Consider the following 24,974-nt stretch of genomic DNA (forward strand, 5'->3'; position numbering starts at 1 on the left):
CAAACCAGACAATAGTGAACGAGAGATTACGGGAAGTGAAGGGGCCAGGAGATTGCGGTAAACAAAAAAGTTGGCCCCGGTAACTACCGGGGCCAACTTTTTATTACGGGCGGAAGGTAAGAGATTCGAACTCTTGGTACGGGGTTACCGCACACTGGTTTTCAAGACCAGCTCCATCGGCCGCTCGGACAACCTTCCCAAGTGAGTAGTGTTTCACGTAGCTTCCAGTTCAACCAAAAACCAGTCCAGCGGAGGACCTTGTGAAAGCAGTAGTGATCACCCGACCGGGCGGGCCGGATGTGCTCGCGGAGTCTCAGGTTCCTGCGCCGACGGCGGTGCAGGGAGAGGTGCTGATCGACGTCGTCGCGGCCGGTCTGAATCGCGCGGATGTGCAGCAGCGTGAAGGCAACTATCCTCCACCGGTGGGGGCCTCGGAGTACCCGGGACTGGAAGTTTCCGGGCGGATTGCCGATGCTGGCGAGTCCGGCTTCTCCGTGGGCGATGAGGTGGTGGCCTTGCTTTCCGGCGGAGGCTACGCGGAGCGGGTGGCAGTGCCGGCGGGGCAGGTCCTTCACGCCCCGCCGGGGGTTGACCTGGTCACGGCTGCCGCGTTGCCGGAAGTCGCCGCAACCGTTTACTCGAACCTCTTTCTCACCGCTCGCCTTCAACCGGGGGAGCGGGTCCTGATCCACGGGGGATCCGGTGGTATCGGCACCATGGCCATCCAGTTGGCGCTGGCGTTCGGGGCCATTCCGATCGTCACTGCAGGGTCCGCAGCGAAACTCGACGTTGCCCGGCGCCTCGGGGCCGGCACATGCATTAACTATCGGGAGCAGGATTTCGTCGCCGAGGTGGCCGCCGCGACGTCGGGCGTGGGTGTGGACGTCATTCTCGACGTCGTTGGCGCTAAATATCTGGCACAGAACGTGGCTGCGCTCGCTGTCGGTGGTCGGCTGGTGGTCATTGGGTTGCAGGGTGGCGCGAAGGCCGAACTGGACCTCGGGGCGCTGATGACCAAACGCGCGTCGGTGGCCGGCACCACGCTGCGCGGACGCCCGGTGGCTGAGAAGTCTTCAATTATGGCTGCTGTGAGGGACCAGGTCTGGCCGTTGGTCACGTCTGGGGCAGTGAAGGCGCTGGTGGACCGAACCTTCCCGCTGGAGGAGGCAGCCGAAGCGCACCGGTACTTCGATTCGGGTCAGCACGCCGGGAAGGTCCTGCTGACCGTCGCTCCCTCCCGCTGACCGGCGTCCATCGGCGGGATAGTCTAGACAATCCCAGTGATCGGGCACGGTCGGTGGGAAATAGTCCCGTGATCCCGCGTCCACGCCTCCCTTGGGCGCAAAATAGTACCCGCTTACAGACGGGCGGGCGTGGTCGGTGGCTAAACTGTGGCGTAACGACCATCACATTGCTAACTTCGGCAGGTTCAAACACTCAAATCCAAGGGAGCACCATGAGTGAGCATCACAATAGTCCCGGTCGCGCTGCGCATAACGCTACGCATAGCCCAGCCGACGGTGACGGCCCGGACGGCGTCGTCCTGGTGCAGGATCCCGATCTTCCACCTACGGCTCTCGACCCGACACTAGCCGAGGACGAAGAAGGTCGGTGGACCCCAGCCAAGATTGCCCTGTGGGTAGGTATCGCCCTGCTCGGCGGATTCAGCTGGACCATGCTGGCAATAGTGCGCGGCGAAACGGTCAACGCCATCTGGTTTGTCTTCGCCGCTGTGTGCACCTATTTCATTGCTTACCGCTTCTACTCGAAGTTCATCGAGCGCAACCTCCTGAAGCCCAATGATCGGCGGGCAACCCCCGCCGAGTACAAGGCGGACGGCAAGGACTACGCTGCGACGGACCGCCGGGTCCTCTACGGACACCACTTCGCCGCCATTGCTGGCGCTGGCCCGCTGGTCGGTCCGGTCCTCGCAGCCCAGATGGGCTACCTGCCGGGAACCCTGTGGATTATCTTCGGCGTCATCGCCGCTGGAGCCGTCCAGGATTACCTGGTCATGTTCTTCTCCATGCGTCGTGGCGGCCGCTCCCTGGGGCAGATGGCCCGCGAAGAGCTCGGACTGATCGGTGGCACCGCTGCCCTGATCGCAACTCTCGCCATCATGATCATCATCGTCGCCATCCTCGCGCTCGTGGTCGTCAACGCCCTCGGTGAAAGCCCGTGGGGCGTCTTCTCCGTCGCGATGACCATCCCCATCGCACTCTTCATGGGCGTGTACCTCCGGTATATCCGCCCGGGTAAGGTCACCGAGGTGTCGATCATCGGCTTCGTGCTGCTGATGGCTGCAATCATCGCTGGCGGCTGGATCGGCGAAACGGCGTGGGGCGTTGCCATCTTCGGCCTCGACCGCGTGGCCATCGCCTGGGGCATCATTATCTACGGCTTCATCGCCGCAGTGCTCCCAGTCTGGCTCCTGCTCGCACCCCGCGATTACCTCTCAACCTTCATGAAGATCGGCACCATTGTGATGCTGGCGGTCGCCATCATCATCACCCGCCCGGAAATCAGCGTCCCCGCGGTCAGTGAATTCGCCAGCCGCTCCGACGGACCGGTCGTGCCAGGCACGCTCTTCCCCTTCCTGTTTGTCACCATCGCGTGTGGAGCGCTCTCCGGCTTCCACGCGCTGATCGCCTCCGGAACCACGCCGAAAATGATCCAGAAGGAACGCCAAACCCGGTTCATCGGGTACGGCGGAATGCTGATGGAATCCTTCGTCGCGATCATGGCTCTCGTCGCGGCACTGTCGATCGACCGTGGCATCTACTTCGCGATGAACTCCTCGATGGCCGCCACCGGCGGAACCATCGAGGGCGCCGTCGCCTTCGTCAACGGGCTGGGACTGGCAGGGGTAAACCTCACCCCCGAAATGTTGAGCCAGCTGGCCAACAACGTGGGCGAGGAATCCATTGTGTCCCGCACCGGCGGCGCACCGACCCTGGCCGTCGGTATCGCGCAGATCATGCAGTCCTTCATAGGTGGCTCCGGCATGATGGCGTTCTGGTATCACTTCGCCATCATGTTCGAGGCGCTGTTCATCCTGACAGCCGTCGACGCCGGTACGCGCGTCGCCCGGTTCATGCTGCAGGACAGCATTGGTAACTTCATTCCCAAGTTCCGCGACACCTCGTGGAGGACCGGCGCATGGATCTGCACGGCCATAATGGTAGCCGGCTGGGGGGCCATCCTGATCATGGGGGTCACCGACCCGCTGGGCGGAATTAACACGCTGTTCCCGCTCTTCGGCATCGCGAACCAGCTTTTGGCGGCTATCGCACTCGCCGTGTGTATGGCGATCTGTGCACGGAAGGGAGCCTTCAAGTTCCTGTGGATCCCAGCGCTGCCATTGGCCTTCGCCGCAGTGGTGACCATCTCGGCGTCGTTCCTGAAGATCTTCTCGCCGGTACCGTCGGTGGGCTACTGGGCGAACCATTTCGCCTTCCGCAATGCGCTCGCAGCAGGCGAAGAGAGCTTCGGAGCCGCACAGTCAGTGGTTGCAATGGAAGCGGTGGTCCGCAACACCTTCATCCAGGGTGTGCTGTCGATCGTCTTCGTCACCCTCGCGCTGATCGTGATCACCACGGCGATCGTCGCCTCGGTGAAGGCATACCGCAATGGCGGCGGGCCAAACACCGAGGACAAGGCGGTTCCCTCGCGGATCTACGCACCGTCCGGAATGCTCGCCACCCCCGCTGAGAAGGACCTGGAGAAGCAGTGGGCTGCTCTGCCGGCTAGCAAGCTGCCGGCAAGGACCGGCCACTAATGAGCGTCCTGGAACGGGCCCGGCGGGCCGTCTGGTTGTTCAAGGGAGTGATGGGTGAAAATGCCTACCAGTCCTACCTCGACCACCACGCGGCGACCCACGACGCTGAGCCGCCGATGACCGAGAAGGCGTTCTGGCGGGACAAAACCGACCGCCAGGACGCCAATCCGGAGGGCCGCTGCTGTTAGGCGGCACGACCCGACACAGCTGCCCGCTGACCGGGTTTGTTCGCAGAGCATCAATGGTTATGCTCAGCCAACGAGCCTGGCTAGCGGGCAGCAGTGCGAATCTGCTCAGCATCGGCGCGGAGTTGTACTCAGGAACTGTCGAGATGCTCATAATGGGTGATGGAAACCGACAGCTCGCCCAACAAGAAATCCCGCACCGGACCTAAAGCCTGGATCGTAGTTCTTGGCCTCGTTCTGACTGCCGTACTTGCCACCATCAACTGGCTGCAACTGGCCTCCATTGAGCGCGCCCTGGGTGGGCAGACTCTCCCCGAAGCGCGGCTCCTTGGCTACGACGTCGAAGACATCGAAGCAGTCCGCGCTTTGATGACCGACGAACTCCTCGAACGCTATGGCGCGTCTCACTATCTGTGGGACACGCTGTTTCCCCTCGTATTTTCCGCCACGCTCATCCTCCTGATCTTTAAGATCGCGCGAGGGCGCAAGCTCCGTTGGGTCTATGCCGCTGTCCCAACCCTGTACGCGATTGTAGACATTGCCGAGAACCTGGCACTTGAAGCCCTCTTCGGATCCGCAACCGTCACAACGCAAACGGTAGCCTTCGCCTCAACCCTGACTGCGCTCAAGGCGGGCATGTTCATTCTCTCTTTGATCACTGCGCTGATCACCCTGGGTACGCGACCACGTCAGCTAACGGGCGAGTAAACAGAACCATGGATTTCAAAGACGTCATTGGAAGAACTGCAGAAGCGGTGGAAATTGCAGGGGTATTGGCAATTCTGGCAGGAGTGGTGGTTGCCACATCGCTTGCCGCCTCAATGGCCCTTCGCGGAGGAAAAGGCGAAGAAACGTACAAAACCTATCGTCGCAGGCTGGGTAGATCGGTCCTTCTCGGCCTTGAACTCTTGGTTGCCGCGGACATCATTCGCACCGTCGCTGTGACGCCAACTTTTGACTCGGTAGGCGTCTTGGCGCTAATCATCGTGGTCAGGACCTTCCTGAGCTTTTCGTTGGAGCTCGAAATATCCGGGCGGTGGCCCTGGCAAAAAGCTACTCCCGCCGAAAGGACTGTGACCCAGGATTAGCGCACAGAACAGCGGACGAACACCTACCTGTCGAAGTGCGTAGCGGTAGGGGCCTGATTTGCTGAGGCGACAACAGCGCTGGCGACGTCGCGCAGCTTGATGTTGCGGGCGCTGGATGCGGCCTTCAGGATCTTCACCGCCTCGCCTTGCGAGCACCGGTTCTGAGCCATGATGATTCCTGCGGCCAGGTCGATCACCGTGCGGGACTGCATGGCGGCTTCCAGATGCTTGCTGGCGTCGCTGAGCTGGGCCATCCGGACGGCGAGTCGCAGCGATTTTGAGGCCTCAAGGGCAAAAGCCTCAGCTGCTGCTACGGCGCCGTCGTCGAACGCGTGGGAGACCGTCGAATAGAAGTCCAGCCCTGCGCGCGCGTCTCCGCCCAGCGGAACGGGGATCCCCAGCGCTGACCGGATGCCATGTTCAGCGACAGCGTCACGGTAGTCGGGGAAACGCGCGTCGGTGGGAATGTTCTGGACATGGACCGTAATGTTCTCCCGCGCCGCCCGCAGGCAAGGACCGTCGTCGAACGCGTACTGAATTTCATCGGTCTTGCGGGCCAGCTCGCTACTACTGGCGACTGTCGCCATGGTTCGGGGCCGGAGCAAGGTCAGGCCGCACAGCACCTCACCGGCTGCCTTCGAGGTGAGGGTGGTCGCAGCAAGCTGGGTGAGCCCCGTCAGGAAGGTGTTCACATCATCACTGTCCATCACCATGTCCAGCAAAACATTGTGAACGTCCGATTCCAGCCGTGGGATATCTGTCATTGCGTCCTCTACTTTCGGACGTCGCTGAACGCCCCGATATGTAACGGACTCCACTGTAACCGGTGCGCGCGGCAAGGATGACTGGTCAGCTCCGGGCGGACGGCGATGGGTAAGCCAGGATGAGATATAGTCTTAGTCAGGTTGAGCAGACAGCCACGATAACTTCTCCTACAAAGCAGGGTTTCGATGGCCATCAGGCTGCGCGGATCGCCTCTCTGGGCTCCAGCTAAAATGCTCCAGCAACACCACCCACACTCCTCAGCACCGCTGGCATCCCTCCTGCGCCGTGCCCCCGTAATACCCCCCCTATAGACGCCGCCCTGACCTCCGGCCAGACTGATGACTTCACCGTCTGGCCGCGCCGCACTCGCGGCACCTCTTAGTCTTGAGCCGTCCTGGAAGGACCCAATGAACGACACCACCCGCCATTCTCCCGACCAACCATTCCCGGCGGACCTGACGCAGCTGGAAAGCACAGAAGTAGAACTTCTCAACAGCAGAATCCATCGCGAACTCGACTCAGAGTATGTGCGGTACGGGCTGCCGGATCCTGAGACCGAGGGGCGCCTCGAGGAACTCACCGAGGAACTCGACCGCCGCGAGCAGGAGGGCTGCGAAGCGACCCTCCCGCCGCTGGAGCGCATCGGCGACTGACCGATTTTGCTCGCGGAGACGGCCCGGGTGACCCGATGGGGGGACTACCCGGGCTGTCGGACGTGGTTACCGTGAGACGATAGGCCCATGAGTGAATATCAGGGTCCTGGTTACCCGGGCGCCACTCCCCATGGCTACCCCGAGCGGGTTGACGTACTGACCGATCTCATTCACACCTAGCTACGATGGGATTTTTCACAGCAGCACGGCAAGGTCGCAAGGACGACGCGGAGCTGGGCACCGGCGTCTGGCGGCGGGCACACGACCGGTTCCGCCGGGGGTTGGATCGTTATCACCAGATCCTTGAGGGCGTGGGTGACGACGACGTCTATAATCAGCTCGCCGTTCTCGCCAACGAGCTCGGGCCGCTGTTGGAGCGCGTCCGGGTGATCTGTGTAGCCGCGCAGGCGTCATCGCCGAGTGAGGGTTTGGACATTCCCGGCGCGCTTACCCCGGTGCACCGTGCTCTGTCGAGAGCGGGTAATTCCCTCGCGACGACGGCGGAGGCCGCAGCGATGGCGCGGCTCGACGGCGAACGATGGGGACTGGCATCCGCTGGCCTGGAGAATGTGCGGAGGCGGGCCGAACTGGTGGAAGAGGATATCGCCGAGGCCGAGCGCCAATTAGCGGCCCGATAAACACTTCGCCCCGCTGAACGCTTTCGGCGCTGAAAGGCGGACTGATGAAATAATCCGGGCACGCAGGCCGTTCACCTAGTGACATCGCATTCAGTAATTACGGCGAAAGGCAATTATGACTACCTCACCGAATCTTACGTTTCATGACGGCGCCACCATTCCCCAGCTCGGCTACGGAGTGTGGCAGGTTGACGACACAACAGCGGAAGACGTCGTCGGGCGGGCGTTCAAAGCCGGATACCGTCATATCGACACTGCAGCCGCGTATCAGAACGAAGCCGGTGTTGGCCGGGCCATCGCCGCTTCCGGTCTCGACCGTAGCGATCTGTTCATCACCACGAAGCTGTGGAACGCCGATCAAGGCTATGAAAGCACCCTGAAAGCCTTCGACACCTCGATGGAGAAGTTGGGGCTGGAGAAGCTTGACCTTTACCTGATCCACTGGCTACAGCCCAAACAGGGCAAGTACCTTGATACCTGGAAGGCTCTGATCGAGCTGCAGAAGCAGGGTCGGGTCACCTCCATCGGTGTTTCGAACTTCACCGTCGAGGCGCTGCAGGAAATCATCGACGCCACCGGCATTGTCCCAGTGATCAACCAGGTCGAAACGCACCCGTTCTTCAACCAGGCTGAGCTGAAGGCATTCCACCAAGAGAAGGGGATTCTGCACGAGTCCTGGTCACCGCTGGGTTCGGGCAAGGGTCTGCTCGACGATCCAGCCCTGGTGGAGATCGCTTCCAGGCACAACGCCACCCCGGCGCAGGTCGTCCTCGCCTGGCACCTCGCGGTCGGCAATGTCGTGATCCCGAAATCCGTCACTGAGTCTCGGATCGTTGAGAACTGGGACGCGCTCGATGTCACTCTCGATGCCGGCGACATCGACGCCATTAACGCTCTCGACAAGGGTGCCGACGGACGCATCGGGGCGGATCCGGCGACTGCAGACTTCGCCTGACCGCCAAAAGCGCTCGCCGGGCGCGCTCCGGTGACCGATCTGGACATCGGTGAGGGGAATTTCCCTCGCCGATGTCCAGGTTAACGCGGTCCGTCCGGATTGCTCACCGGAACGGCCCTGTTTCCGGAAGGCGTTGTCGTCGGACGCACCAGGCATGACGACGTCGGCCTACTGCTACGCGTAGTCGGCCAATCCGGCCCGAACGGGCTACTCGCCCCGCTCCAGGATGACCTGGGTGCAGTACCCCGTCGCCGGGTTAACCAGGATAGGTGCGAGCAGATTCACCGTGGTGCCATTTTCGCCGGGGTTAGCGACCACCAAAAAGGTGAGAGCCTCGCCTTCCGGTGGGTCCAGCGCATCAAGGTGCGACGACGAAACGGCCGGCAGGTAGCCCGGCAGGTACACGGCGGCGTCTAGCACGAACAGCCGCAGCGCTGCGTTTTCGCTGGCCTGCAGCGCGTATAGCCCGTCGGCGCCGTCAACCTTATCCAGCGAGAAGTTGACGAGCGGGTCGAGTCCGGGCGGGGAAGTAGTGAAGGCCAGAGCTGCACTCACCGCAGGAAGTCCATGAAGATCGGCCGGAACACGGACGCGTCCCCGGTGCCGAAGGCCGCCGCGCCATCCATGTCTAAGCGCGCAGTTACCCCCGAATCAACCCGTCGCTCGACGGGGCTGACACCGGTATGGTTCGGCGCCTCGGTGAAAGCAAAGCCACCCCCGGCATCCGAATTGCCGGCGTAAATGGTACGGACCCGGTGTGTGGAGTTGGCCTGGCGGAACAATTGATCCCGCAGCGCCGCTACCTCGATGGCCAGTGCTTCACGGCTCGACGCCGATAACGACCCAAGGTATCAGAATCGGCATCGATGCGCCGCGCGGCGTGAAAATTCAGCGGGAGGAAGTGCTCCGCGCCGTCGTCGAGGCCAATCTCGCTGCCGCCCAGCCCGATCCCGAGGCTGAAGCGCGGATCAAGGCCCTGCTGGGCATGCCAACGACGCCCCCTGATCCTCCGTAGCGCGGCGGAACACCTTACTGGGGTTCTCCTTATGCGCAGTCCGCGGGCGGCGCATAAGGAGAACCACCGGTCACCAGATCGTTCCGGTATTTATGGAATGTCCGCCTGCGCGGCCTCCTTGCGGAGTGCCCGGGCGTCCTCGTCAGTCAAAAAGCGCTGATCATTCAGCTCCCTGACATTTTCCTTCACCGCTTTCACATAGGACCCGTGATTTGGATACAGGTTGTCAATGGTTGTTTTGTTGAACGGGCGTTCGTATCCTGCGATGAAGCAGAAGGAAGCTCCCGTCGCGGTGCCGTACCAGGTGCTCGTCGGCACATCCAGGAAGGGGGAGCGCAACCCTCCCTGCACGTTGCCAAATTCATCAAGCACGGGTGCACCGTTCGCTACCAGAATCGGTGCCGCCCGCGGCGGAGCAATGTTCTCCCGCACCCATAGATCCAGGTTTTGCAAGGCGGCATTGAAGAAGATGGAGCTCGGGAAACGGCTGCGGGGTCCTTCATTGCAATTCATCGGGGGGACCGTTCGCCCCGCGGCCACGATGTCTTCAGAAGAAGCAGAAAAATACAGTTCATCGGGAGTGGCGTGCCCGGCGCCAGCCATTTCATAATGCCGGTAGCGGTCGTTTGGCGCATCGCTGTCTGGGCGTCGGGAGCCGATGCCGCGAAGGTAGTCAGACTGGGACATGAGCCGGATGATTGGAACGCCGACGTTTTCAAACTGACGGCGCGGGTCATTCGCTGCGGGCGCACTTTCACACTGGTTCATCGGGTACGCCCCGGCGAAGGCGCCACCAGCTACGCCAACAATGTACCCGTCATAGATCGGGGCTCCGTCCGACTCAATGACGTGGGGCTGCACCCCATTGATGTAGTTTGCCAGATAGCCTCCAGTTTGGGAGTAGCCAAGTCCGTAGGCATTATCGACGAGACCAGACTCGCCCCCGTAGGTCAGTGGATTCGAGGAGGCATCGCTTTTCAACCAGGTGCCCACCTGGCTGTAAATGTCCCAGATCAAGCCGTTCTCGGTTGTCCTCGAACTGTCCGCAGCTACTGTCGTGCAGTTTCGAGGGTCATCCAGTGGTAGAGGATTTGCGAAGGACAAGGAACCGTATCGTTCGGCGTCGAAATTCTTGAGTGCGTCAACAGATATCGGTTTGGCGGTAATTCCCACCCAGGCATCCCCGTTGTTCACGATTTGCTCGTGGGCTACAGCCCACCCGATGTTGAGATCGAACAAATTCGAGGGGTTGAGCATTTCAACGACGACGTTGCCGCTGAAATGCTTGTCGTTGGCCGGTTTTCGAACGAGAACCCGGGTGGTGTACGGGGCATCTTCGGTGCGGATGACGGCAGGTCCGGGAGCTGGCCACGAATAGACGTTAGCGTTGCCGCTTGCGAGGTATTCTTCCTCCACGTAGCCCTGCTTCGACAGGTCTTCTGGGATCAGTTGGTGATCCGCTGCCCCAAAGGGGTAGGACTCCGCAGTCGTGGAGAGCCGCGTCACTTCCGGTATCGGCGTGACTCGCTCCTCTGCGGGTAGGGGAGCAGCATGATTTCTCTTCCCTGAGTCATCGCCGCCTTTGGCTTGGGCTGGTAAAGTTCCCGCCCCGACCACTCCAATGGTCAGTGACAGAGAAAGCGCCACTGAGATGCTTTTGGATTTCTTCACGAAGACTCCCTTGTGTTCGTTCAGGTTCGATGGAGGTCAGGGCTGATTGCACGCTGACCCCCCTAAGGGTAGGAAACCTGCTTGCTCGGAGCAAGCATACTGAACATGTGTGCACTGGATCGGGAAGACCCCAGACTGGAGTTCCGGCGACAATCGCCATCAGGGGTATGGGTCCAGAGCCTTCCGGTCTCAACGGTCGCCGCAAGCTCTCAGCTCGACCCCGGTAGCGGTTCATAGTGGAGCCTCCTGCCAGAGTCGAACTGGCGACCTTCTCATTACGAGTGAGACGCTCTACCGACTGAGCTAAGGAGGCTGAAGCTTCACGGGACGCGCGTTGGCACGGCCCAATCCACAAGCGTCAACTCTATAAGAGCGGTCGCACGCGGTCAAAAGCGCTTGACGCAGGCTTTAGTCGCAGCTGACGCCATCCTCCGGCACTGTGCCGTCGATGAAGTAGGAATCTACCAGATCCCCGATACAGGACCCGGCCCGCCCGTAGGCGGTATGCCCCTCGCCGTCCCAGGTGACGTGGACCGACGTCGTCAGCTGGTCGGCCAACGCCAGCGACCAGTCATAAGGAGTCGCGGGATCCCCCGTGGTGCCGATGACCAGCATCGGCCCAGCATTGGGGGCCGATGCTGGGGCCCGCTCCAACACCGGCTCAAAAGCCCACGCGTCGCAGGTCAGCCCACCGTACGCAAGGTAAGGTCCGAAAGTGGGTGAGGCGGCGGCCAGCTCTGCGGCGTCGGCCTTCAACTGGGCGGGATCGCTGGTCATCGGGTAGTCGAGACAGTTGATTGCGGTGAACGCCTCGGTGCTATTGGTGGCGTAGCTGCCGTTCGGCTCGCGCTCGGCGGCCAGGTCAGCGAGCTGCAGCATCGCCGACGGGTCGCCCTGCAGCGCCTGATCGATGGCCCCTGTCAGCAGAGTCCAGTTGTTGTTGTCGTAGAGCGGCAGGATAAACCCAGTGAAGAAGGTGCCGATGGTGACCAGCCGACCATCCGAAGCCGTCATCGGGCTTTCTTCGACCAAGCGGAACAAATCCTGGATTACTTCCACGCCTTCCTCGATCCCGGCGGGGAGCGGACAGTCGGCGGCCAGCTGACAGTCGGCCACATAGCTGCGCAGTGAAGCCTCAAAGCCGCGGGCCTGACCCAGAGTGATCTCCTCACTGCTCAACGACGGATCAACCGCCCCGTCGAGCACCAGCCGACCGGTGGTGGTGGGGAACAACTCGGCGTAGGCTGCGCCCAAAGCCGTGCCGTAGGAGAACCCAAGGTAGTTGAGTTGCTGATCCCCAACGGCCGCCCGCAGGATGTCCAGATCCCGGGCCGCACTGTCCGTGTCAACGAAACCCAGCAGCTCGCCGGTCCGCTCGGCGCACTGGGCAGCGAACTCCTCGGCCTCACGGGTGAGCGTCTCCAGCGCTTCGGCGTCGGAAACCCCCGGCTCCAGATACTCCAACCGGTCCGCTTCGAGCTCCTCATCCGTCTGGCAATCCACTGCCGAGGACTTCCCCACCCCGCGGGGGTCGAAGCCGACGACGTCGTACGCCTCGCGCAGGCGGTCGCTGGTAACAAACGTGAGCGCATCCCTGACGATGTTGACCCCCGAGCCGCCCGGCCCGCCCGGATTGACCAGCACGGAACCCCGGGGCTCGCCGGTCGCGTCGCTACGGATGAGCGCAATGTTGATTGACTCGCGCGAGGGGTCGGCGTAGTCCAGCGGAACCTCGATGGTGGCGCAGGCGAAGGACTCCTCGCACAGTTCCCACACCACGTCCTGGGTGTAAAAGTCCTCCAGTCCGGCGGGAACCTCGCCCACCACATCGGTACCCGCCGATTCCACCCCCGTGTCCGGGCCATCCCCGGACCCTGGGGACAGCAGCTGGCACCCGGACAGCGCCAGTGCACCGGAGAGGACGGCGGCGGCCGAGACCAGGCGGCTAGAGGGAGTTCGTCTCACGCGGTGTAATCCTTTTCGGGGAGGAGGCTGACTGCCATCGCCTCGATGGCGAGCAGCGGGGCAACGTTGGTATTAACGATCCGGTCCCGCACTTTGTTGATTGCCTCGATCCGCAGCAGCGTCCCCTCCGGGGTTCCCCTCCGTGCGAACGCCTCCAGCTCGGGCCGCAAAGGTTCGTTCACCAGGTCCCGACCGCTGGAAACCTGCAGCATCAGCACGTCCCGGTAAAACGAAGTCAGGTCGGTCAACGCGCGGTCAAAGTAGTCGTTCTTCGAGCGTTTGGCACGCCGGGTCTGGTCATCCTCCAGGCGTTTCACCTGCCCCCGGATGGCCGGCGGCAGGGTGCCGCTTTCCGGGGCGCCTAGTGTTGCCAACAGGGCTGATTTCTCCTGGGCGTCGCGCTGCTCGAAAGAACTCTGGGCCTCGGCTTCGGCGAGCTTGACCAGGTCTGCCGCCGCCTTCATCGCTCCGGAGACGGTCTTCAGATCCAGCGGCAGCCTGACGATCTGGTTCCTGCGGTCGCGGGCGCCGTCGTCGGTGGCCAACCGCTTGGCGACGCCGATGTGACTTTGCGCCGCCCGGGCGGCGGCCTCGGCTGTTGCCGGGTCGATGCCGTCGCGGCGGACCAGCAGGTCAGCGACATCCTTCACCGGCGGTAGACGCAGGTTGACGGCCCGGCACCGGGATCTGATCGTCACGAGGACGTCGCCGGGACTCGGCGCGCACAGTAACCAGATGGTCCGGGGCGGCGGCTCCTCGATGGCCTTGAGCAACACATTGGTGCTGCGCTCCTGCATCCGGTCAGCGTCTTCGACGATGATGACCCGCCAGCGGCCGGTCGACGGTTTGTCCTGCGCCTTGCGGACCAGTTCGCGCGCCTCGTCGATGCTGATGGTCACTTTTTCGGTGGTGACGTTGGTGATGTCCGCGTGGGAACCAGCAAGCGCGGTCCGGCAGGCCCGACACTCCCCGCATCCCCGCTCATCCAGTTGCACCCTGTCGCACAGGAGTGCCGCTGCGAACGCCCGGGCAGCATTGGACCGCCCCGACCCCGGGGGCCCGGTGAACAGCCAGGCGTGATTGGGCTGGTCCGCCGATGCCGCGCGTTGCAGTTGCTCCACGACCTGCTCCTGGCCCATCAGGAACGTCCAGACGCTCACGCCAGCTGCCCCTCAACTGCCGTGAGGATTGCGTCAGCCAACTCGTCGACCGGTTTCCGCGCCGGTAGCACCAGGTACTGCGCCGGGTCGGCTGCCGCCCGATCGAGGAATGCACCACGGATCAGCGAGTGAAAGGTGTCCGGTTCGGATTCCAGCCGGTCCTCGGCGCCGTTCTGGGTGCGCCTCCCCCGCCCCTCGAGCGGTTCGACGTCGAGCAGCACCGTCAGATCAGGTCGCAGCCCCTCGACGGCCCACAGGTTCACCTCCAGCACGCTGTCGGTACCCAGCCCGCGCCCGGCCCCCTGGTAGGCCACCGAGGAGTCGATATACCGGTCGCAGACGACCACGGCACCCCGCTCCAGGGCGGGCAGGATCGCCTGGTGGACGTGGGCCGCCCGTGACGCGGCGAAGATGAGGGCCTCGGTCCGGGGGTCGATGGCACCCTGGCCATGGTCCAGCACCAGCGAGCGGAGTTTCTCCCCAATGACTGTGCCACCCGGCTCCCGAGTCCGCAGCACCTCACGGCCGCGCTCCTGTAGGGCGGCAGCGAGCAGGCCGGCCTGGGTCGACTTACCGGCGCCGTCGCCGCCCTCAAAGGCAATGAACAGCCCGGACGTCCGGCGCGGGGATGGTGTACTCACGTGCCCAGCCTATCGAGGATCACCGACACAACAGTCCCGGGTGAGTCCCACCCCGATCACAGATACGCTGAATCCATGACCCACCACGACGACGACCACGCCCACCACCACGACCACCGGCTCGCCCCGGACACGATCGTGGTGGCCGCGGGACGCCCTTCGCGACAACACGACGCGCCAGTGAATCCGCCGATCGTGTTGTCGTCGACGTTCTACGAGGCAGTGGATCCGGTCGCTGGAGACCGGATCTACGGCCGCATGTCCAACCCCACCTGGGACCCGTTCGAGGAGGCGCTCGGGAAACTGGAGGGCGCAGCCCTACCGGCGCTGGTGTTCAGTTCGGGGCTCGGCGCTGCTGCTGCCGCGCTGTCGCTGGTGCCGACCGGCGGCGTCGTCGTGATGCCCCGGCATGCCTACGCCGGTTCGCTGAGCCTCGCCGAGGACGAAGCTTCTCGCGGCAGGTTCACCTTGCAGACTGTCGACGTCGCCGACACCCACCAGGTACTTGACCACCTGGTGGGCGCCGACATGTTGTGGCTGGAAAGCCCCACCAACCCGATGCTTGAGGTCGCCGATCTGCGCACCATCATCGGCGCCGCGAAGGCCACCGGGGTCACGGTCGTCGTCGACAACACCTTCAACACTCCGCTGGTCTGCCGGCCCCTGGAATTCGGCGCCGATGTGGTGCTTCACTCGGTCACCAAATATCTGGCCGGGCATTCCGATGTCATCCTCGGCGCTCTCGCCACCTCGGCTGCCGAAGTCCACGCGCAACTGCTCCGGCACCGCACCCTGCACGGAGCCATCGCCGGACCGTTCGAGGTGTGGCTGGCGCTCAGGGGACTGCGCACGCTGGCCCTGCGGGTGGAACGGTCGCAGGCGAGTGCCAGCTATCTTGCGGGCAAACTCCAGTCCCACCCGGCACTGACCCGGGTCCGGTTCCCAGGACTCCCCGACGATCCCGGCCACCAGCGCGCTGCCGAGCAGCTCAACGGCTTCGGCTCCATCATCAGCATCGAACTGGTGGATGTAGCGGCCGCGGAAGCGCTCGTCGCAGCCGTGCGGCTCTGGTTGCCGGCCACCTCGCTGGGCGGCGTCGAATCGCTGATTGAACGACGACGGCGGCAGTCGGGGGAACCGGTCACCGTCCCGGAGGCGCTGGTGCGGCTTTCGGTGGGGATCGAGAATCCCGAAGACCTCTGGGCCGATCTGGAGCAGGCACTGGCCCCGCTGCGACCACACGGCGATTCCACCCGATAGGCTGGACCCGTGGACATCGCTTATGAGATTAGGAACTACCTGTACCTGGCGCTCGGGTTGGTGGCGCTCGGAATTGAGATCTGGGCGCTTGTTGATTGCGTGAAACGACCCGCTGCGAACTTCGAGGCCACCTCGAAGCGCACCAAGGGCTTCTGGACCGCAATGACCGGTGGCGCTGCCGCCGTCGGCGTGCTCACCGTGCTCGTGACCTCCACCGGTCTCTTCGGGCTGCTGCAGATTGTCGCCGTTGTCGCCGCCTGTGTATACCTGGCCGATGTGAAGCCTGCCGTCTCGGAAGTTCGCGGTGGTAGCGGTCCTTACGGCCCGTGGTGAAGGCTCACCGGTAACAGAAGTGCACAGCAGATGATCTAAGTGGGTCTCATGCGGCAGACTAAACCCATGACTTCCTACAAAGTGATCCTGCTCCGCCACGGCCAAAGTGAGTGGAACGAGAAGAACCTGTTCACCGGTTGGGTTGATGTGCCGCTCACTGAGCAGGGCCGCACCGAAGCCATTCGCGGTGGCGAACTGCTGGTCGAGGCCGGGTTGCTACCCGACATTGTGTATACCTCGCGGCAGAAGCGTGCCATCATCACCGCCAACCTTGCACTCGAAGCGGCCGATCGCAGCTGGATTGACGTCAAACGCCACTGGCGGCTCAACGAACGCCACTACGGTGCGCTACAGGGCAAGGACAAGGCCCAGACCCTCGCGGAATTCGGTGAGGCCCAGTTCATGGAATGGCGCCGCTCCTATGACACCCCGCCACCGCCGATCGAGGATTCCAGCGAATTTTCCCAGGCGACCGATCCACGGTACGCGGACCTGGGCGACTCCGTACCCCGCACCGAATGCCTCAAGGACGTGCTGGACCGGTTCCTCCCGTATTGGGAATCCGACATTGCCCCGGACATCCGGTCGGGCAAGACTGTGCTGATCGCCGCGCACGGCAACTCCCTGCGGGCACTGGTGAAGCATTTGGACGGCATCAGCGACGCCGACATCGCGTCACTGAACATTCCTACCGGCATCCCGCTCATCTACGAACTTGACGAGGACCTGCACCCTGTCAAAGCGGGCGGCACCTACCTGGACGCCGACGCCGCTGCGGCGGCCATCGAGGCGGTCGCCAACCAGGGCAAGCATTAGGCTCGACCGGTTTTACCGCTAGAAAAACAATGACGGCGGTCGGCCCCCGCGGGGACCGGCCGTCGTCGTTGTTCGGTGTGCGTAGCAGCGCTTTGTCTGGTTGTGCTGCGTCTAATTCAGGGGCGCGGTGGGCTGCCATTCGCCGGTCACCAGGTAGGTGACCTTGCGGGCTACGGAGACGCCGTGGTCGGCGAACCGCTCGAAGTAACGGCTAGCGAGGGTCACATCAACTGTGATGGGCGCCGAAACGTCCCAATCCGCGGCGGCGATCGACTTGAAGACACCGGCATGGAGCTCGTTGATCCGCGCGTTGTGTGCATAGATATCGTTGCTCAGCTGAAGGTTGCGGGTCTCGAGGAGCTCCTTCACCTTTGTGGCGATCTGCTTGTCCAGTTCGGCCATCTCAACGAAGGTGGAGCGGATCGCTGCGGGAATCACATGTTCCGGGTACCGCAGCCGGGCGAGCTGAGCCACATGGCGCGCCAGGTCACCCATCCGTTCCAGCGACGCACTCATCCGCAGTGCGCCCACGATCATCCGCAGGTCGCTGGCGACGGGGCCTTGGAGAGCGAGGATGTCGATGGCGCGCTCGTCGAGATCGTTCTGAAGGAAATCGATGCGTGCGTCGGCGGCGATCACGTCCTGGGCGAGTTCGGTGTCCGCGGTTTCGAACGCGGTGGTTGCCTTGTCCAGTGCAACCGAGACCAGCTGGGAAATTTCGATAAGCTGTTCACCGATCTGGTGAAGCTCTGCCTGAAAAACCTTCCGCACGGGAGGCATCCTTTCCATAGAGATGACTGCGTACGTCTATGCACAGTCCCACACAGCACAGTCTCAGTCGGTGATGAACTGTTCTGCACCTTTGGATGAACGTTAGTTGAACCACCTCCCTATTGCCACTGGAACACCCACCCCGACGCGAGCGGTACGCATAAGCTAGGCGGGTGGACTCCGTTCTTCTTATTCTGATCGCCGGACTGGTGGGTGTCGCCCTGGGCATCTTCGGCATGGCTGCTTTCCGGCTGAGCGAAATCCAGCGGCGCTCTCTTCTGTTTGTCGATGAGCCAACCCTGCCGGATGGTGCAGCCGAGGTGCTGTCCATCATTGGTCGTGCCTACGTGGTCGTGGACGCCATCGACGGAGTAGTGCGGGCCAGCCCGGCAGCGTACGCTTTCGGGCTGGTGCGCGGGCACACCGTGGTGCACGCTGAACTGTTGGAACTGACGGCCCGGGTGCGCCGGGACGGTGTGATCGAGCAGAAGCAGTTGGAACTGCCGCGCGGCCCGCTGGGTCAGGGGACGATCATCGTGCTGGCCCGGGTAGCGTCCCTGGGGGAAGAGTACGTCCTGATCCTCGCCGACGACCGCACGGAGATCACCCGCACCGAGGAGATCCGCAACGATTTCGTGGCAAACGTGTCGCATGAGCTCAAGACGCCAGTCGGCGCCATTTCGCTCCTTGCTGAAGCCCTCGACGACGCGGCCGAGGATGAGGAAGCGGTCCGTCGGTTTGCCCGCCGTATGCACAAGGAATCCGCCCGGTTGTCCGCACTGGTCCAGGACATCATCGAACTCTCCAGGCTGCAGGGTGCTGACGTTGTGCGGCGGGGCAGGCCGGTCGACATCAACACGGTAATCGCCGAGGCGGTTGACCGGAACCGGTTGCCCGCAGAGAGCAAGCAGATCGACATCGTGGTGGGCGGGCGGATCGGCGAGCCGGTCTATGGGGATCCGGACCTCCTGATGACGGCCTTCCGCAACCTGATCGACAACGCCATCCGATACTCGCCCGAGGGGACCCGGGTGGGAGTGGGCCTGCGGTCCCGCGAGGGACTTGCCGAGATTTCGGTAACAGACCAGGGGATCGGGATCACCCCCGAAGAGCAGGAGCGTGTGTTTGAGCGGTTCTACCGTATCGACGCTGCGCGGTCCCGTCAGACCGGCGGCACAGGCCTGGGCCTGAGCATCGTCAAGCACGTGGTCTCTAACCATGGCGGCGAGGTAACCGTCTGGTCCCAGCATGGCCAGGGCAGCACGTTCACAGTCCGGTTGCCGGAGATGGAGGCCGACGCTGAGTCCTCGGAGACACGGGCTGTCACCGGTGACAAGCGCAGCGACCGACGTTCCGAGAAGTCAGCCGGTCACGCCGGCGAGAAGCAGGGCGGATCCTCCGCCCGCGAACAAGGAGTAAGCGCTTGACCCGCATTCTGATCGTCGAGGACGAAGAGTCCTTCAGTGACCCCCTGTCCTATCTGCTGGGTAGGGAGGGGTTCGAGGTCGCAGTGGTGGACGATGGAATCGAAGCCATTGCGGAGTTCGACCGGGCCGGTGCAGACCTGGTGCTGCTTGACCTGCAGCTCCCCGGACAGTCGGGCACCGAGGTGTGCCGGCAATTGCGCCAGCGCTCGAGCGTCCCGGTCATCATGCTGACGGCCAAGGACTCCGAGATTGACAAGGTGGTTGGCCTGGAATTGGGGGCCGACGACTACGTCACCAAACCATACTCCTCACGGGAGTTGGTGGCCCGGATCCGGGCGGTCCTGCGGCGACAGGCCGAACCCGACGAGCTGATTTCCAGCACCGTCCAGTCCGGTCCGGTGAGGATGGACATTGAGCGGCACACGGTCAGCGTGAACGGTGACCCCGTCTCCATGCCGCTGAAGGAGTTCGAGCTGCTGGAGATGCTTCTGCGTAACGCCGGACGGGTACTGACCCGGGGTCAGCTCATCGACCGGGTGTGGGGCTCGGACTACGTAGGTGACACCAAAACCCTCGACGTGCACGTCAAACGTCTCCGCGGAAAAATTGAAGCCGACCCGTCCAACCCGAGCCACCTCGTAACCGTCCGCGGCTTGGGCTACAAGTACGAGTCCTGAGGCCTACTCCTCCTCTTCGCCGGTTTCCTCGGGCGTCGGGGTGGGGTCGGGGGTGTAACCGCCCGGCACGTACTCCCGGTACTCCTCGAGCGTGCCGTCCAGGACTGGAACCCGCAACTCCACGGTTTCCGAGTTCACCACGAAGGCAAGGTCAACGAGGGCGCCGGGGATTTCGCTGATGCCCTCGAGGACCCCGTCGTCAGTCGTCTCATCCTCGAAGATCCATTTCCCCTCGGAGGGAACAGTGACGTCGACCGTCTCGTTGTCGCCCTCGATGGTTAACTGCACTGCGGAGTCGGTCGGGTTGAACACCGTTCCGAGAATGGTGCCGGGCTCGCCCTCATCGGAGGTGATGATCATGATATTGCGCAACTCCAGGGGGCCCACCTCGTCGACAATGCCGTCTGACGCCGCGTACTGGATGGTGGTGGCCTGTTTACTGGTCACGCTGCAACCGGTTGCGCCCAGGACAGCGACCAGTGCCACACCAATAGCAAGGCTGCGCTTGGCCGGGGTGTGCTGCAGGGGATTGATTCGGTCACTCTTCACAGCGCAAACTCCTACGGTGGTCGATCAGCTTGGGGAAACTGCTAGTTGAACTTTGCTTACAGCCTATCGGGAAAAGCAACCCGACGAGGGAGCGTCAGAGCCTGCGTAGAACACTTGTGAAGCGACGTGAATCACTTAAACGTTGATTCGTCAAGAGGCGAATCTTAGTCAACATTTTCCTCAAGGCGGGGCTGACCTGCGAAAACACGCCGTCGGCGTGTCGAATTCGTGATAAACTGACCTGCGGGAAAGGGGAAAGTCCACATGGTTTTTGAGGTCGGCGAAACAGTAGTTTATCCTCACCACGGCGCAGCAAAGATTGAAGAGATCAAGATGCGCGTCGTCAAGGGCGAAGAGAAGATGTATCTCAAGCTCAAGGTGGCTCAGGGTGATCTAACCATTGAAGTTCCAGCAGAAAACGTTGACCTCGTTGGGGTGCGCGATGTAGTGGGCAAGGAAGGCCTCCAGCACGTCTTTGATGTGTTGCGGGCAGAGTTCACTGAAGAGCCCACCAACTGGTCGCGCCGCTACAAGGCGAACCTTGAAAAACTTGCCTCAGGTGACGTGATCAAGGTTGCGGAGGTAGTCCGCGACCTATGGCGCCGTGATCATGACCGTGGGTTGTCAGCAGGGGAAAAGAGGATGCTCGCCAAAGCGCGGCAAATTCTTATCTCCGAGTTGGCGCTCGCAGAGAAGACTGACGAAGAGAAGGCCGCAAGCGTTCTCGACGAAGTACTAGCTTCCTGAAGTGAGTGAGGGACCGCCCGGGTGGGCGGTCCCTTTTTCTTGTCCTGGCATAGGGTGATGGGGTGTCAGAAACGAGTTCCGGGCCAAGCCCCAGTGCAGGGCAAGTTGGTGTCATCATTGTTGCGGGGGGCTCCGGTCAGCGACTCGGCCGCGGTATCCCCAAAGCCCAGGTGCAGATTGCAGGCCGCAGCATCCTCCACCACTCCCTGCAGGGTGTGCTCGACGCCGGTGTGGCCACCGAGATCTGCGTCGTCGTCCCCGCGGGCGACACGACCCTTCGGGAAGCCATTGTTGCCGTGCCGACTGACGTGAAAATCCGTCTGGTCGACGGCGGCGCTACCCGCCCCGATTCGGTGGCGGCAGGTCTCGCTGCTCTTTCACCCGGGATTGTCCTCGTCCTCGTGCACGACGCCGCTCGCGCCCTCACCCCACCGGAGGTCTTCCGGCGGGTCGCAGCCGCGCTGCACTCTGGCGCCGACGCGGTAATCCCCGCGATCCCCGTTGTCGACACCATCAAGACGGTGAAAGGGGCCCTGGTGACGGGCACCCCGCCTCGGGACACCCTGCGGGCAGTCCAGACCCCCCAGGGCTTCACGGTAGAAGCCCTCCGCCGCGCCCATCAGGACCCCGGGGCCGCGGTGACCGACGACGCCATGCTGATGGAACGCCTCGGCATCCCGGTGCAGGTGGTCGACGGCGCCGATGCCGCCTTCAAAATCACCACCGTCCAGGACCTGCAGCTCGCTGAGATCCTGACCCGCACCTCGATAGAAACGGCACAACCATGAATCTGCCGCGCACTGGCATCGGAGTAGATGTTCACGCGTTTACCCCTGCCGAGGCTCCCCGGCCCCTCTGGCTCGCCGGTCTGCTATGGGATGGGGAGACTGGTTTGAGTGGCCATTCCGACGGTGATGTCGTGGCTCACGCGGCAGCTGACGCGCTTTTCTCCGCCGCGGGCGTGGGCGACCTAGGCACCCACTTCGGCACCGACCGGCCCGAATTTGCTGGCGCCTCGGGACTGAGCCTGCTGTCCGAAGCGGCCAGGATTGTGCGTGACGCGGGGTTTGAGATTGGTAACGTGGCGGTGCAACTGGTCGGCAACCGGCCCAAGTTCGCACCCCGCCGGGCGGAAGCCGAAACTGTGCTCAGCGCCGCGGCTGGCGCTCCGGTCAGCGTGTCAGCCACCACCACCGACGGGCTCGGATTTACCGGAAAAGGTGAGGGCATCGCGGCGGTGGCTACTGCCGTCGTCGTGCTCGTCAGTGACGGGACCGAAACCCGCGTCGGATGAAGCCGGTCGTCGAAACCAGCTAATCTGGACCGGTGAGCCTGAGATTCTATGACACCGCAACAGCGCGGATCCGTGACTTCGTGCCCGTCAAGCCGGGGGAGGTCGGGTTGTACTATTGCGGTGCCACAGTGCAGGGTATGCCGCACGTGGGCCACATCCGCTCAGCGATCGCATTCGACCAGCTCACCCGCTGGCTGAGCGCCAGCGGCTACCGAGTTACCGCAGTCCGCAACGTCACCGACATTGATGACAAAATCCTGGCCCGCGCCAAGGAATCCGAGCACGATGATGCCCTGCCGCGCCAGTTGCGCGGTGAACAGTGGTGGGCGCTCGCCTACCGCTACGAACTCGAATTCCAGCGGGCCTACGACACGCTTGGGGTCCGTCGTCCGACCTACGAGCCACGCGCCACCGGCCACATCCCGGAAATGCACTCGCTGATCCAACTCTTGATCGACCGAGGTCACGCCTACCCGGCTGACGACGACTCGGGCGACGTCTACTTCGACGTCCGCTCCTGGAAGGGTTACGGCTCGCTGACCCGCCAGAACATCGACGACATGCAGAGCGCTGCCGACGTCGAACCCCAGTTTGGTAGCCGGAAACGGGACCCACGTGACTTCGCGTTGTGGAAAGGGTGGAAAGCGGACGAGCCGGAAACTGCCGCGTGGCCCAGCCCGTGGGGGCCCGGAAGACCTGGCTGGCATCTTGAATGCTCGGCCATGGTCACCAAGTACCTTGGCGCCGAGTTCGACATCCACGGCGGCGGACTGGATCTGCGGTTCCCGCACCACGAGAACGAAATGGCCCAGTCCCAGGCTGCCGGACACCCGTTTGCCAGGTACTGGATGCACAACGGGATGGTCACCTTCGAGGGCGAAAAGATGTCCAAGTCACTCGGCAACACGGTGAGCCCGGCCGAGATGCTCGCCCTTGCCAGCCCCCGCGTGGTCAGATACTACCTCGGTCAGGCCCATTACCGGTCGGTGCTCGACTACCGGCCTACCTCCCTGCAGGAGGCGGCCGCAGCCGTCGAACGCATCGACGGGTTCCTGGCGAAAGCCGGCGCGCGGGAGTTCCCGAACGGGTTCAGGGTCAATTCTCCCGGTGCTCCGGAAGCCTTCAGGGACGCCATGAACGACGACCTCAACGTGCCGCAGGCTCTGGCGGTGCTGCATGACACCGTCCGGGTGGGCAACACCGCGCTGGCGGCCGGGGATAGCGACGCAACCCAGAAGGCGTTTGTCGACGTCATGACGATGACCGGTGTGCTGGGACTCGACGATGTCCAGGACCCCAGCAAGGGCATACGTAGGTCCGAGCACGTTGCGCTGGACGCTCTTATCGCGTCCCAGTTGCAGCAGCGCACGATCGCCCGGGAAGCCAAGGACTGGGAGCAGGCCGACGCCATCCGGGACGCGCTTACCAGCGCCGGAATCGTCATCGAGGACACGGCCGACGGTGCCTCTTGGAGCCTGAAATACTGACCTTTTCTCTCGCGGGTAGGACGCCGGTGAAGCCAGCCGTGTTCCCCGCGTAAACTGGGGTGACCAATCTTCTACCCAAAGGTGTTTTCCTCATGGCCACTCACGGACGTCCTGGCGCTGTGCGCAAGAGTAAAAAGGGCCCCTCGGGCGGTACCGGCGGCCTCGGACGCAGGGCGCTGGAAGGGAAGGGGCCCACCCCGAAGGCGGAGGATCGCCCTTATCACAAGGCGCATAAGAGCAAGCAGTTCGCCGAGCGCTCAGCGGCCAAACACTCAGGCAACCGCAACCCCGGCTCCTCACGCAACACCCGTGGCAAGGGCGCCGAAGAGATGGTCACCGGCCGCAACGCTGTGGTCGAGGCGCTCCGTGCTGGCATTCCCGCGAAGGCGCTGCACATCGCGATCCGGATCGAGATGGACGAGCGGATCCGCGAGTCCCTGAAACTGGCCACCGAACGTGGTATCCCGCTGATGGAGACCGGCAAGACCGAACTGGACCGGATGGCTGACGGATCAGTGCACCAGGGCATCATGCTGCAGATCCCTCCCTACGAGTACGCCGACGCGGTCGACCTCGCTACCGACACCATCCAGAAATGGAAGAAGGGCCACATCAACAATGCTCCGTTGTTCGTGGCTCTGGACGGTATTACCGATCCGCGCAACCTTGGCGCGATCATCAGGTCTCTCTCGGCCTTCAGCGGTCACGGTGTGATTGTCCCCGAACGCCGGTCGGTCGGCATGACCGCCTCGGCGTGGAAGACCAGCGCCGGTGCCGCAGTCCGCGTCCCGGTGGCAAAAGCGGGAAACCTCAACTCCACCCTGAAATCCTTCAAGGAGAAGGGCATTTTCGTGCTGGGCCTCGACGGCGACGGCGATGTCTCACTCCCCGATCTCACGCTTGGCCGGGAACCGGTCTGTCTCGTGGTGGGCTCTGAAGGCAAGGGCCTCTCACGGCTGGTCCGGGAGAACTGCGACCAGATCGTGTCAATCCCGATCGACTCGGCAATGGAATCCCTGAATGCATCGATGGCCGTGGGAATTAGCCTGTACGAAATCTCACGTCAGCGCTCCGCCTGACCAACGCGCAAAAATTCAGC

Annotated in this window: 27 protein-coding genes and 2 tRNA genes; 19 read left to right on the forward strand and 10 right to left on the reverse strand. The window is 63.0% G+C overall.

Features of this window, described 5'->3' with window-relative positions; translation table 11 throughout:
- Positions 1-110 precede the first annotated feature (110 nt).
- A tRNA-Ser gene (locus ACX80A_RS06170) sits at positions 111-198 on the reverse strand.
- A 62-nt stretch (positions 199-260) separates the two neighbouring features.
- On the opposite strand from ACX80A_RS06170, the gene ACX80A_RS06175 reads away from it, so the two are divergent.
- The 5 genes from ACX80A_RS06175 to ACX80A_RS06195 all read left to right on the forward strand — a co-directional run bounded on the left by ACX80A_RS06175 (position 261) and on the right by ACX80A_RS06195 (position 5,051).
- Positions 261-1,244, forward strand: coding sequence for an NAD(P)H-quinone oxidoreductase (locus ACX80A_RS06175; protein WP_459258790.1), 984 nt, complete (start codon positions 261-263; stop codon positions 1,242-1,244).
- A gap of 212 nt (positions 1,245-1,456) precedes the next feature.
- Positions 1,457-3,778, forward strand: coding sequence for a carbon starvation CstA family protein (locus ACX80A_RS06180; protein ID WP_459258791.1), 2,322 nt, complete (start codon positions 1,457-1,459; stop codon positions 3,776-3,778).
- Positions 3,778-3,966, forward strand: coding sequence for a YbdD/YjiX family protein (locus tag ACX80A_RS06185; RefSeq protein ID WP_459258792.1), 189 nt, complete (start codon positions 3,778-3,780; stop codon positions 3,964-3,966). Before ACX80A_RS06180 ends, ACX80A_RS06185 begins: the two co-directional genes overlap by 1 nt.
- Positions 3,967-4,125: 159 nt before the next feature.
- Positions 4,126-4,671 carry a hypothetical protein gene (locus tag ACX80A_RS06190; RefSeq protein WP_459258793.1) on the forward strand — a complete coding sequence of 182 codons (546 nt, stop codon included), beginning with the start codon at positions 4,126-4,128 and terminating at the stop codon, positions 4,669-4,671.
- An 8-nt stretch (positions 4,672-4,679) separates the two neighbouring features.
- The gene (locus ACX80A_RS06195; protein ID WP_459258794.1) at positions 4,680-5,051 is read left to right on the forward strand and encodes a DUF1622 domain-containing protein; all 372 of its coding nucleotides are present in this window, start codon (positions 4,680-4,682) and stop codon (positions 5,049-5,051) included.
- A gap of 23 nt (positions 5,052-5,074) precedes the next feature.
- Here the strand turns inward: ACX80A_RS06195 and ACX80A_RS06200 are convergent, their stop codons facing one another.
- On the reverse strand, positions 5,075-5,815 hold the full coding sequence (locus tag ACX80A_RS06200; RefSeq protein ID WP_459258795.1) for a GAF and ANTAR domain-containing protein: 741 nt from the start codon (positions 5,813-5,815) through the stop codon (positions 5,075-5,077).
- A 408-nt stretch (positions 5,816-6,223) separates the two neighbouring features.
- On the opposite strand from ACX80A_RS06200, the gene ACX80A_RS06205 reads away from it, so the two are divergent.
- The 3 genes from ACX80A_RS06205 (at position 6,224) to ACX80A_RS06215 (ending at position 8,062) form a co-directional block, all read left to right on the forward strand.
- On the forward strand, positions 6,224-6,469 hold the full coding sequence (locus tag ACX80A_RS06205) for a hypothetical protein (RefSeq protein WP_459258796.1): 246 nt from the start codon (positions 6,224-6,226) through the stop codon (positions 6,467-6,469).
- A 185-nt stretch (positions 6,470-6,654) separates the two neighbouring features.
- Positions 6,655-7,107 carry a hypothetical protein gene (locus ACX80A_RS06210; RefSeq protein WP_459258797.1) on the forward strand — a complete coding sequence of 151 codons (453 nt, stop codon included), beginning with the start codon at positions 6,655-6,657 and terminating at the stop codon, positions 7,105-7,107.
- A gap of 115 nt (positions 7,108-7,222) precedes the next feature.
- The gene (locus tag ACX80A_RS06215) at positions 7,223-8,062 is read left to right on the forward strand and encodes an aldo/keto reductase (protein ID WP_459258798.1); all 840 of its coding nucleotides are present in this window, start codon (positions 7,223-7,225) and stop codon (positions 8,060-8,062) included.
- 207 nt (positions 8,063-8,269) lie between these two features.
- On the opposite strand, the gene ACX80A_RS06220 is transcribed toward ACX80A_RS06215, so the two are convergent.
- Positions 8,270-8,617: a flagellar assembly protein FliW gene (locus ACX80A_RS06220; RefSeq protein ID WP_459258799.1), complete on the reverse strand. Its 348-nt coding sequence runs from the start codon at positions 8,615-8,617 to the stop codon at positions 8,270-8,272.
- 259 nt (positions 8,618-8,876) lie between these two features.
- Between ACX80A_RS06220 and ACX80A_RS06225 the strand changes: the two genes are divergently transcribed.
- Entirely contained in the window at positions 8,877-9,077 is a 201-nt protein-coding gene (locus tag ACX80A_RS06225) for a carbon storage regulator (protein ID WP_459258839.1), read from the forward strand.
- Between the two features lie 90 nt (positions 9,078-9,167).
- Here the strand turns inward: ACX80A_RS06225 and ACX80A_RS06230 are convergent, their stop codons facing one another.
- The 5 genes from ACX80A_RS06230 to tmk all read right to left on the reverse strand — a co-directional run bounded on the left by ACX80A_RS06230 (position 9,168) and on the right by tmk (position 14,514).
- Positions 9,168-10,748 carry an alpha/beta hydrolase domain-containing protein gene (locus tag ACX80A_RS06230; RefSeq protein ID WP_459258800.1) on the reverse strand — a complete coding sequence of 527 codons (1,581 nt, stop codon included), beginning with the start codon at positions 10,746-10,748 and terminating at the stop codon, positions 9,168-9,170.
- 237 nt (positions 10,749-10,985) lie between these two features.
- Positions 10,986-11,061: transfer RNA gene (locus tag ACX80A_RS06235), tRNA-Thr, on the reverse strand.
- Between the two features lie 95 nt (positions 11,062-11,156).
- Positions 11,157-12,713: an alpha/beta hydrolase gene (locus ACX80A_RS06240; protein ID WP_459258801.1), complete on the reverse strand. Its 1,557-nt coding sequence runs from the start codon at positions 12,711-12,713 to the stop codon at positions 11,157-11,159.
- Positions 12,710-13,873 carry a DNA polymerase III subunit delta' gene (locus ACX80A_RS06245; RefSeq protein WP_459258802.1) on the reverse strand — a complete coding sequence of 388 codons (1,164 nt, stop codon included), beginning with the start codon at positions 13,871-13,873 and terminating at the stop codon, positions 12,710-12,712. Before ACX80A_RS06245 ends, ACX80A_RS06240 begins: the two co-directional genes overlap by 4 nt.
- A complete protein-coding gene (tmk, locus tag ACX80A_RS06250) occupies positions 13,870-14,514 on the reverse strand; it encodes a dTMP kinase (RefSeq protein WP_459258803.1) in 645 nt (214 codons plus the stop codon). The genes ACX80A_RS06245 and tmk overlap by 4 nt, the downstream gene beginning before the upstream one ends.
- A gap of 75 nt (positions 14,515-14,589) precedes the next feature.
- Between tmk and ACX80A_RS06255 the strand changes: the two genes are divergently transcribed.
- The 3 genes from ACX80A_RS06255 to ACX80A_RS06265 all read left to right on the forward strand — a co-directional run bounded on the left by ACX80A_RS06255 (position 14,590) and on the right by ACX80A_RS06265 (position 16,923).
- Positions 14,590-15,774, forward strand: a complete 1,185-nt coding sequence (locus ACX80A_RS06255) for a trans-sulfuration enzyme family protein (protein WP_459258804.1) — start codon at positions 14,590-14,592, stop codon at positions 15,772-15,774.
- Positions 15,775-15,783: 9 nt separating this feature from the next.
- On the forward strand, positions 15,784-16,107 hold the full coding sequence (locus ACX80A_RS06260; RefSeq protein ID WP_459258805.1) for a DUF2516 family protein: 324 nt from the start codon (positions 15,784-15,786) through the stop codon (positions 16,105-16,107).
- Positions 16,108-16,173: 66 nt separating this feature from the next.
- Positions 16,174-16,923, forward strand: coding sequence for a phosphoglyceromutase (locus tag ACX80A_RS06265; protein WP_459258806.1), 750 nt, complete (start codon positions 16,174-16,176; stop codon positions 16,921-16,923).
- Between the two features lie 111 nt (positions 16,924-17,034).
- Here ACX80A_RS06265 and phoU read toward each other — a convergent pair whose 3' ends face one another.
- A complete protein-coding gene (phoU, locus tag ACX80A_RS06270) occupies positions 17,035-17,694 on the reverse strand; it encodes a phosphate signaling complex protein PhoU (protein WP_459258807.1) in 660 nt (219 codons plus the stop codon).
- 236 nt (positions 17,695-17,930) lie between these two features.
- On the opposite strand from phoU, the gene ACX80A_RS06275 reads away from it, so the two are divergent.
- Together ACX80A_RS06275 and ACX80A_RS06280 are read left to right on the forward strand one after the other, a co-directional pair.
- Positions 17,931-19,121 (forward strand): sensor histidine kinase, encoded by a 1,191-nt coding sequence (locus ACX80A_RS06275; RefSeq protein WP_459258840.1) that lies wholly within the window; start codon positions 17,931-17,933, stop codon positions 19,119-19,121.
- Positions 19,118-19,798: a response regulator gene (locus ACX80A_RS06280; RefSeq protein WP_459258808.1), complete on the forward strand. Its 681-nt coding sequence runs from the start codon at positions 19,118-19,120 to the stop codon at positions 19,796-19,798. The genes ACX80A_RS06275 and ACX80A_RS06280 overlap by 4 nt, the downstream gene beginning before the upstream one ends.
- 3 nt (positions 19,799-19,801) lie before the next feature.
- On the opposite strand, the gene ACX80A_RS06285 is transcribed toward ACX80A_RS06280, so the two are convergent.
- On the reverse strand, positions 19,802-20,347 hold the full coding sequence (locus ACX80A_RS06285; RefSeq protein ID WP_459258809.1) for a hypothetical protein: 546 nt from the start codon (positions 20,345-20,347) through the stop codon (positions 19,802-19,804).
- A 264-nt stretch (positions 20,348-20,611) separates the two neighbouring features.
- Between ACX80A_RS06285 and ACX80A_RS06290 the strand changes: the two genes are divergently transcribed.
- From ACX80A_RS06290 to rlmB, 5 genes are all read left to right on the forward strand, one after another.
- Entirely contained in the window at positions 20,612-21,094 is a 483-nt protein-coding gene (locus ACX80A_RS06290; protein ID WP_026551934.1) for a CarD family transcriptional regulator, read from the forward strand.
- 62 nt (positions 21,095-21,156) lie between these two features.
- On the forward strand, positions 21,157-21,882 hold the full coding sequence (gene ispD / locus ACX80A_RS06295; protein WP_459258810.1) for a 2-C-methyl-D-erythritol 4-phosphate cytidylyltransferase: 726 nt from the start codon (positions 21,157-21,159) through the stop codon (positions 21,880-21,882).
- A complete protein-coding gene (gene ispF, locus ACX80A_RS06300; RefSeq protein WP_459258811.1) occupies positions 21,879-22,388 on the forward strand; it encodes a 2-C-methyl-D-erythritol 2,4-cyclodiphosphate synthase in 510 nt (169 codons plus the stop codon). Before ispD ends, ispF begins: the two co-directional genes overlap by 4 nt.
- A 32-nt stretch (positions 22,389-22,420) precedes the next feature.
- Positions 22,421-23,875 (forward strand): cysteine--tRNA ligase, encoded by a 1,455-nt coding sequence (gene cysS, locus ACX80A_RS06305; protein WP_459258812.1) that lies wholly within the window; start codon positions 22,421-22,423, stop codon positions 23,873-23,875.
- Positions 23,876-23,967: 92 nt separating this feature from the next.
- Positions 23,968-24,954: a 23S rRNA (guanosine(2251)-2'-O)-methyltransferase RlmB gene (gene rlmB, locus ACX80A_RS06310; protein WP_459258813.1), complete on the forward strand. Its 987-nt coding sequence runs from the start codon at positions 23,968-23,970 to the stop codon at positions 24,952-24,954.
- Positions 24,955-24,974 lie beyond the last annotated feature (20 nt).

Source organism: Arthrobacter sp. TMN-50 (assembly GCF_054511125.1).

Bases quoted from the DNA above. Each gene is read 5' to 3' on its own strand.
- ACX80A_RS06290 (WP_026551934.1), top strand. From the start codon at position 20,612: ATGGTTTTTGAGGTCGGCGAAACAGTAGTTTATCCTCACCACGGCGCA.
- ACX80A_RS06185 (WP_459258792.1), top strand. From the start codon at position 3,778: ATGAGCGTCCTGGAACGGGCCCGGCGGGCCGTCTGGTTGTTCAAGGGA.
- ACX80A_RS06255 (WP_459258804.1), top strand. From the start codon at position 14,590: ATGACCCACCACGACGACGACCACGCCCACCACCACGACCACCGGCTC.
- ACX80A_RS06210 (WP_459258797.1), top strand. From the start codon at position 6,655: ATGGGATTTTTCACAGCAGCACGGCAAGGTCGCAAGGACGACGCGGAG.
- ACX80A_RS06200 (WP_459258795.1), bottom strand. From the start codon at position 5,815: ATGACAGATATCCCACGGCTGGAATCGGACGTTCACAATGTTTTGCTG.
- ACX80A_RS06205 (WP_459258796.1), top strand. From the start codon at position 6,224: ATGAACGACACCACCCGCCATTCTCCCGACCAACCATTCCCGGCGGAC.
- ispF (WP_459258811.1), top strand. From the start codon at position 21,879: ATGAATCTGCCGCGCACTGGCATCGGAGTAGATGTTCACGCGTTTACC.
- ACX80A_RS06215 (WP_459258798.1), top strand. From the start codon at position 7,223: ATGACTACCTCACCGAATCTTACGTTTCATGACGGCGCCACCATTCCC.
- ACX80A_RS06195 (WP_459258794.1), top strand. From the start codon at position 4,680: ATGGATTTCAAAGACGTCATTGGAAGAACTGCAGAAGCGGTGGAAATT.
- ACX80A_RS06180 (WP_459258791.1), top strand. From the start codon at position 1,457: ATGAGTGAGCATCACAATAGTCCCGGTCGCGCTGCGCATAACGCTACG.
- ACX80A_RS06190 (WP_459258793.1), top strand. From the start codon at position 4,126: ATGGAAACCGACAGCTCGCCCAACAAGAAATCCCGCACCGGACCTAAA.
- ACX80A_RS06265 (WP_459258806.1), top strand. From the start codon at position 16,174: ATGACTTCCTACAAAGTGATCCTGCTCCGCCACGGCCAAAGTGAGTGG.
- rlmB (WP_459258813.1), top strand. From the start codon at position 23,968: ATGGCCACTCACGGACGTCCTGGCGCTGTGCGCAAGAGTAAAAAGGGC.
- ACX80A_RS06275 (WP_459258840.1), top strand. From the start codon at position 17,931: ATGGCTGCTTTCCGGCTGAGCGAAATCCAGCGGCGCTCTCTTCTGTTT.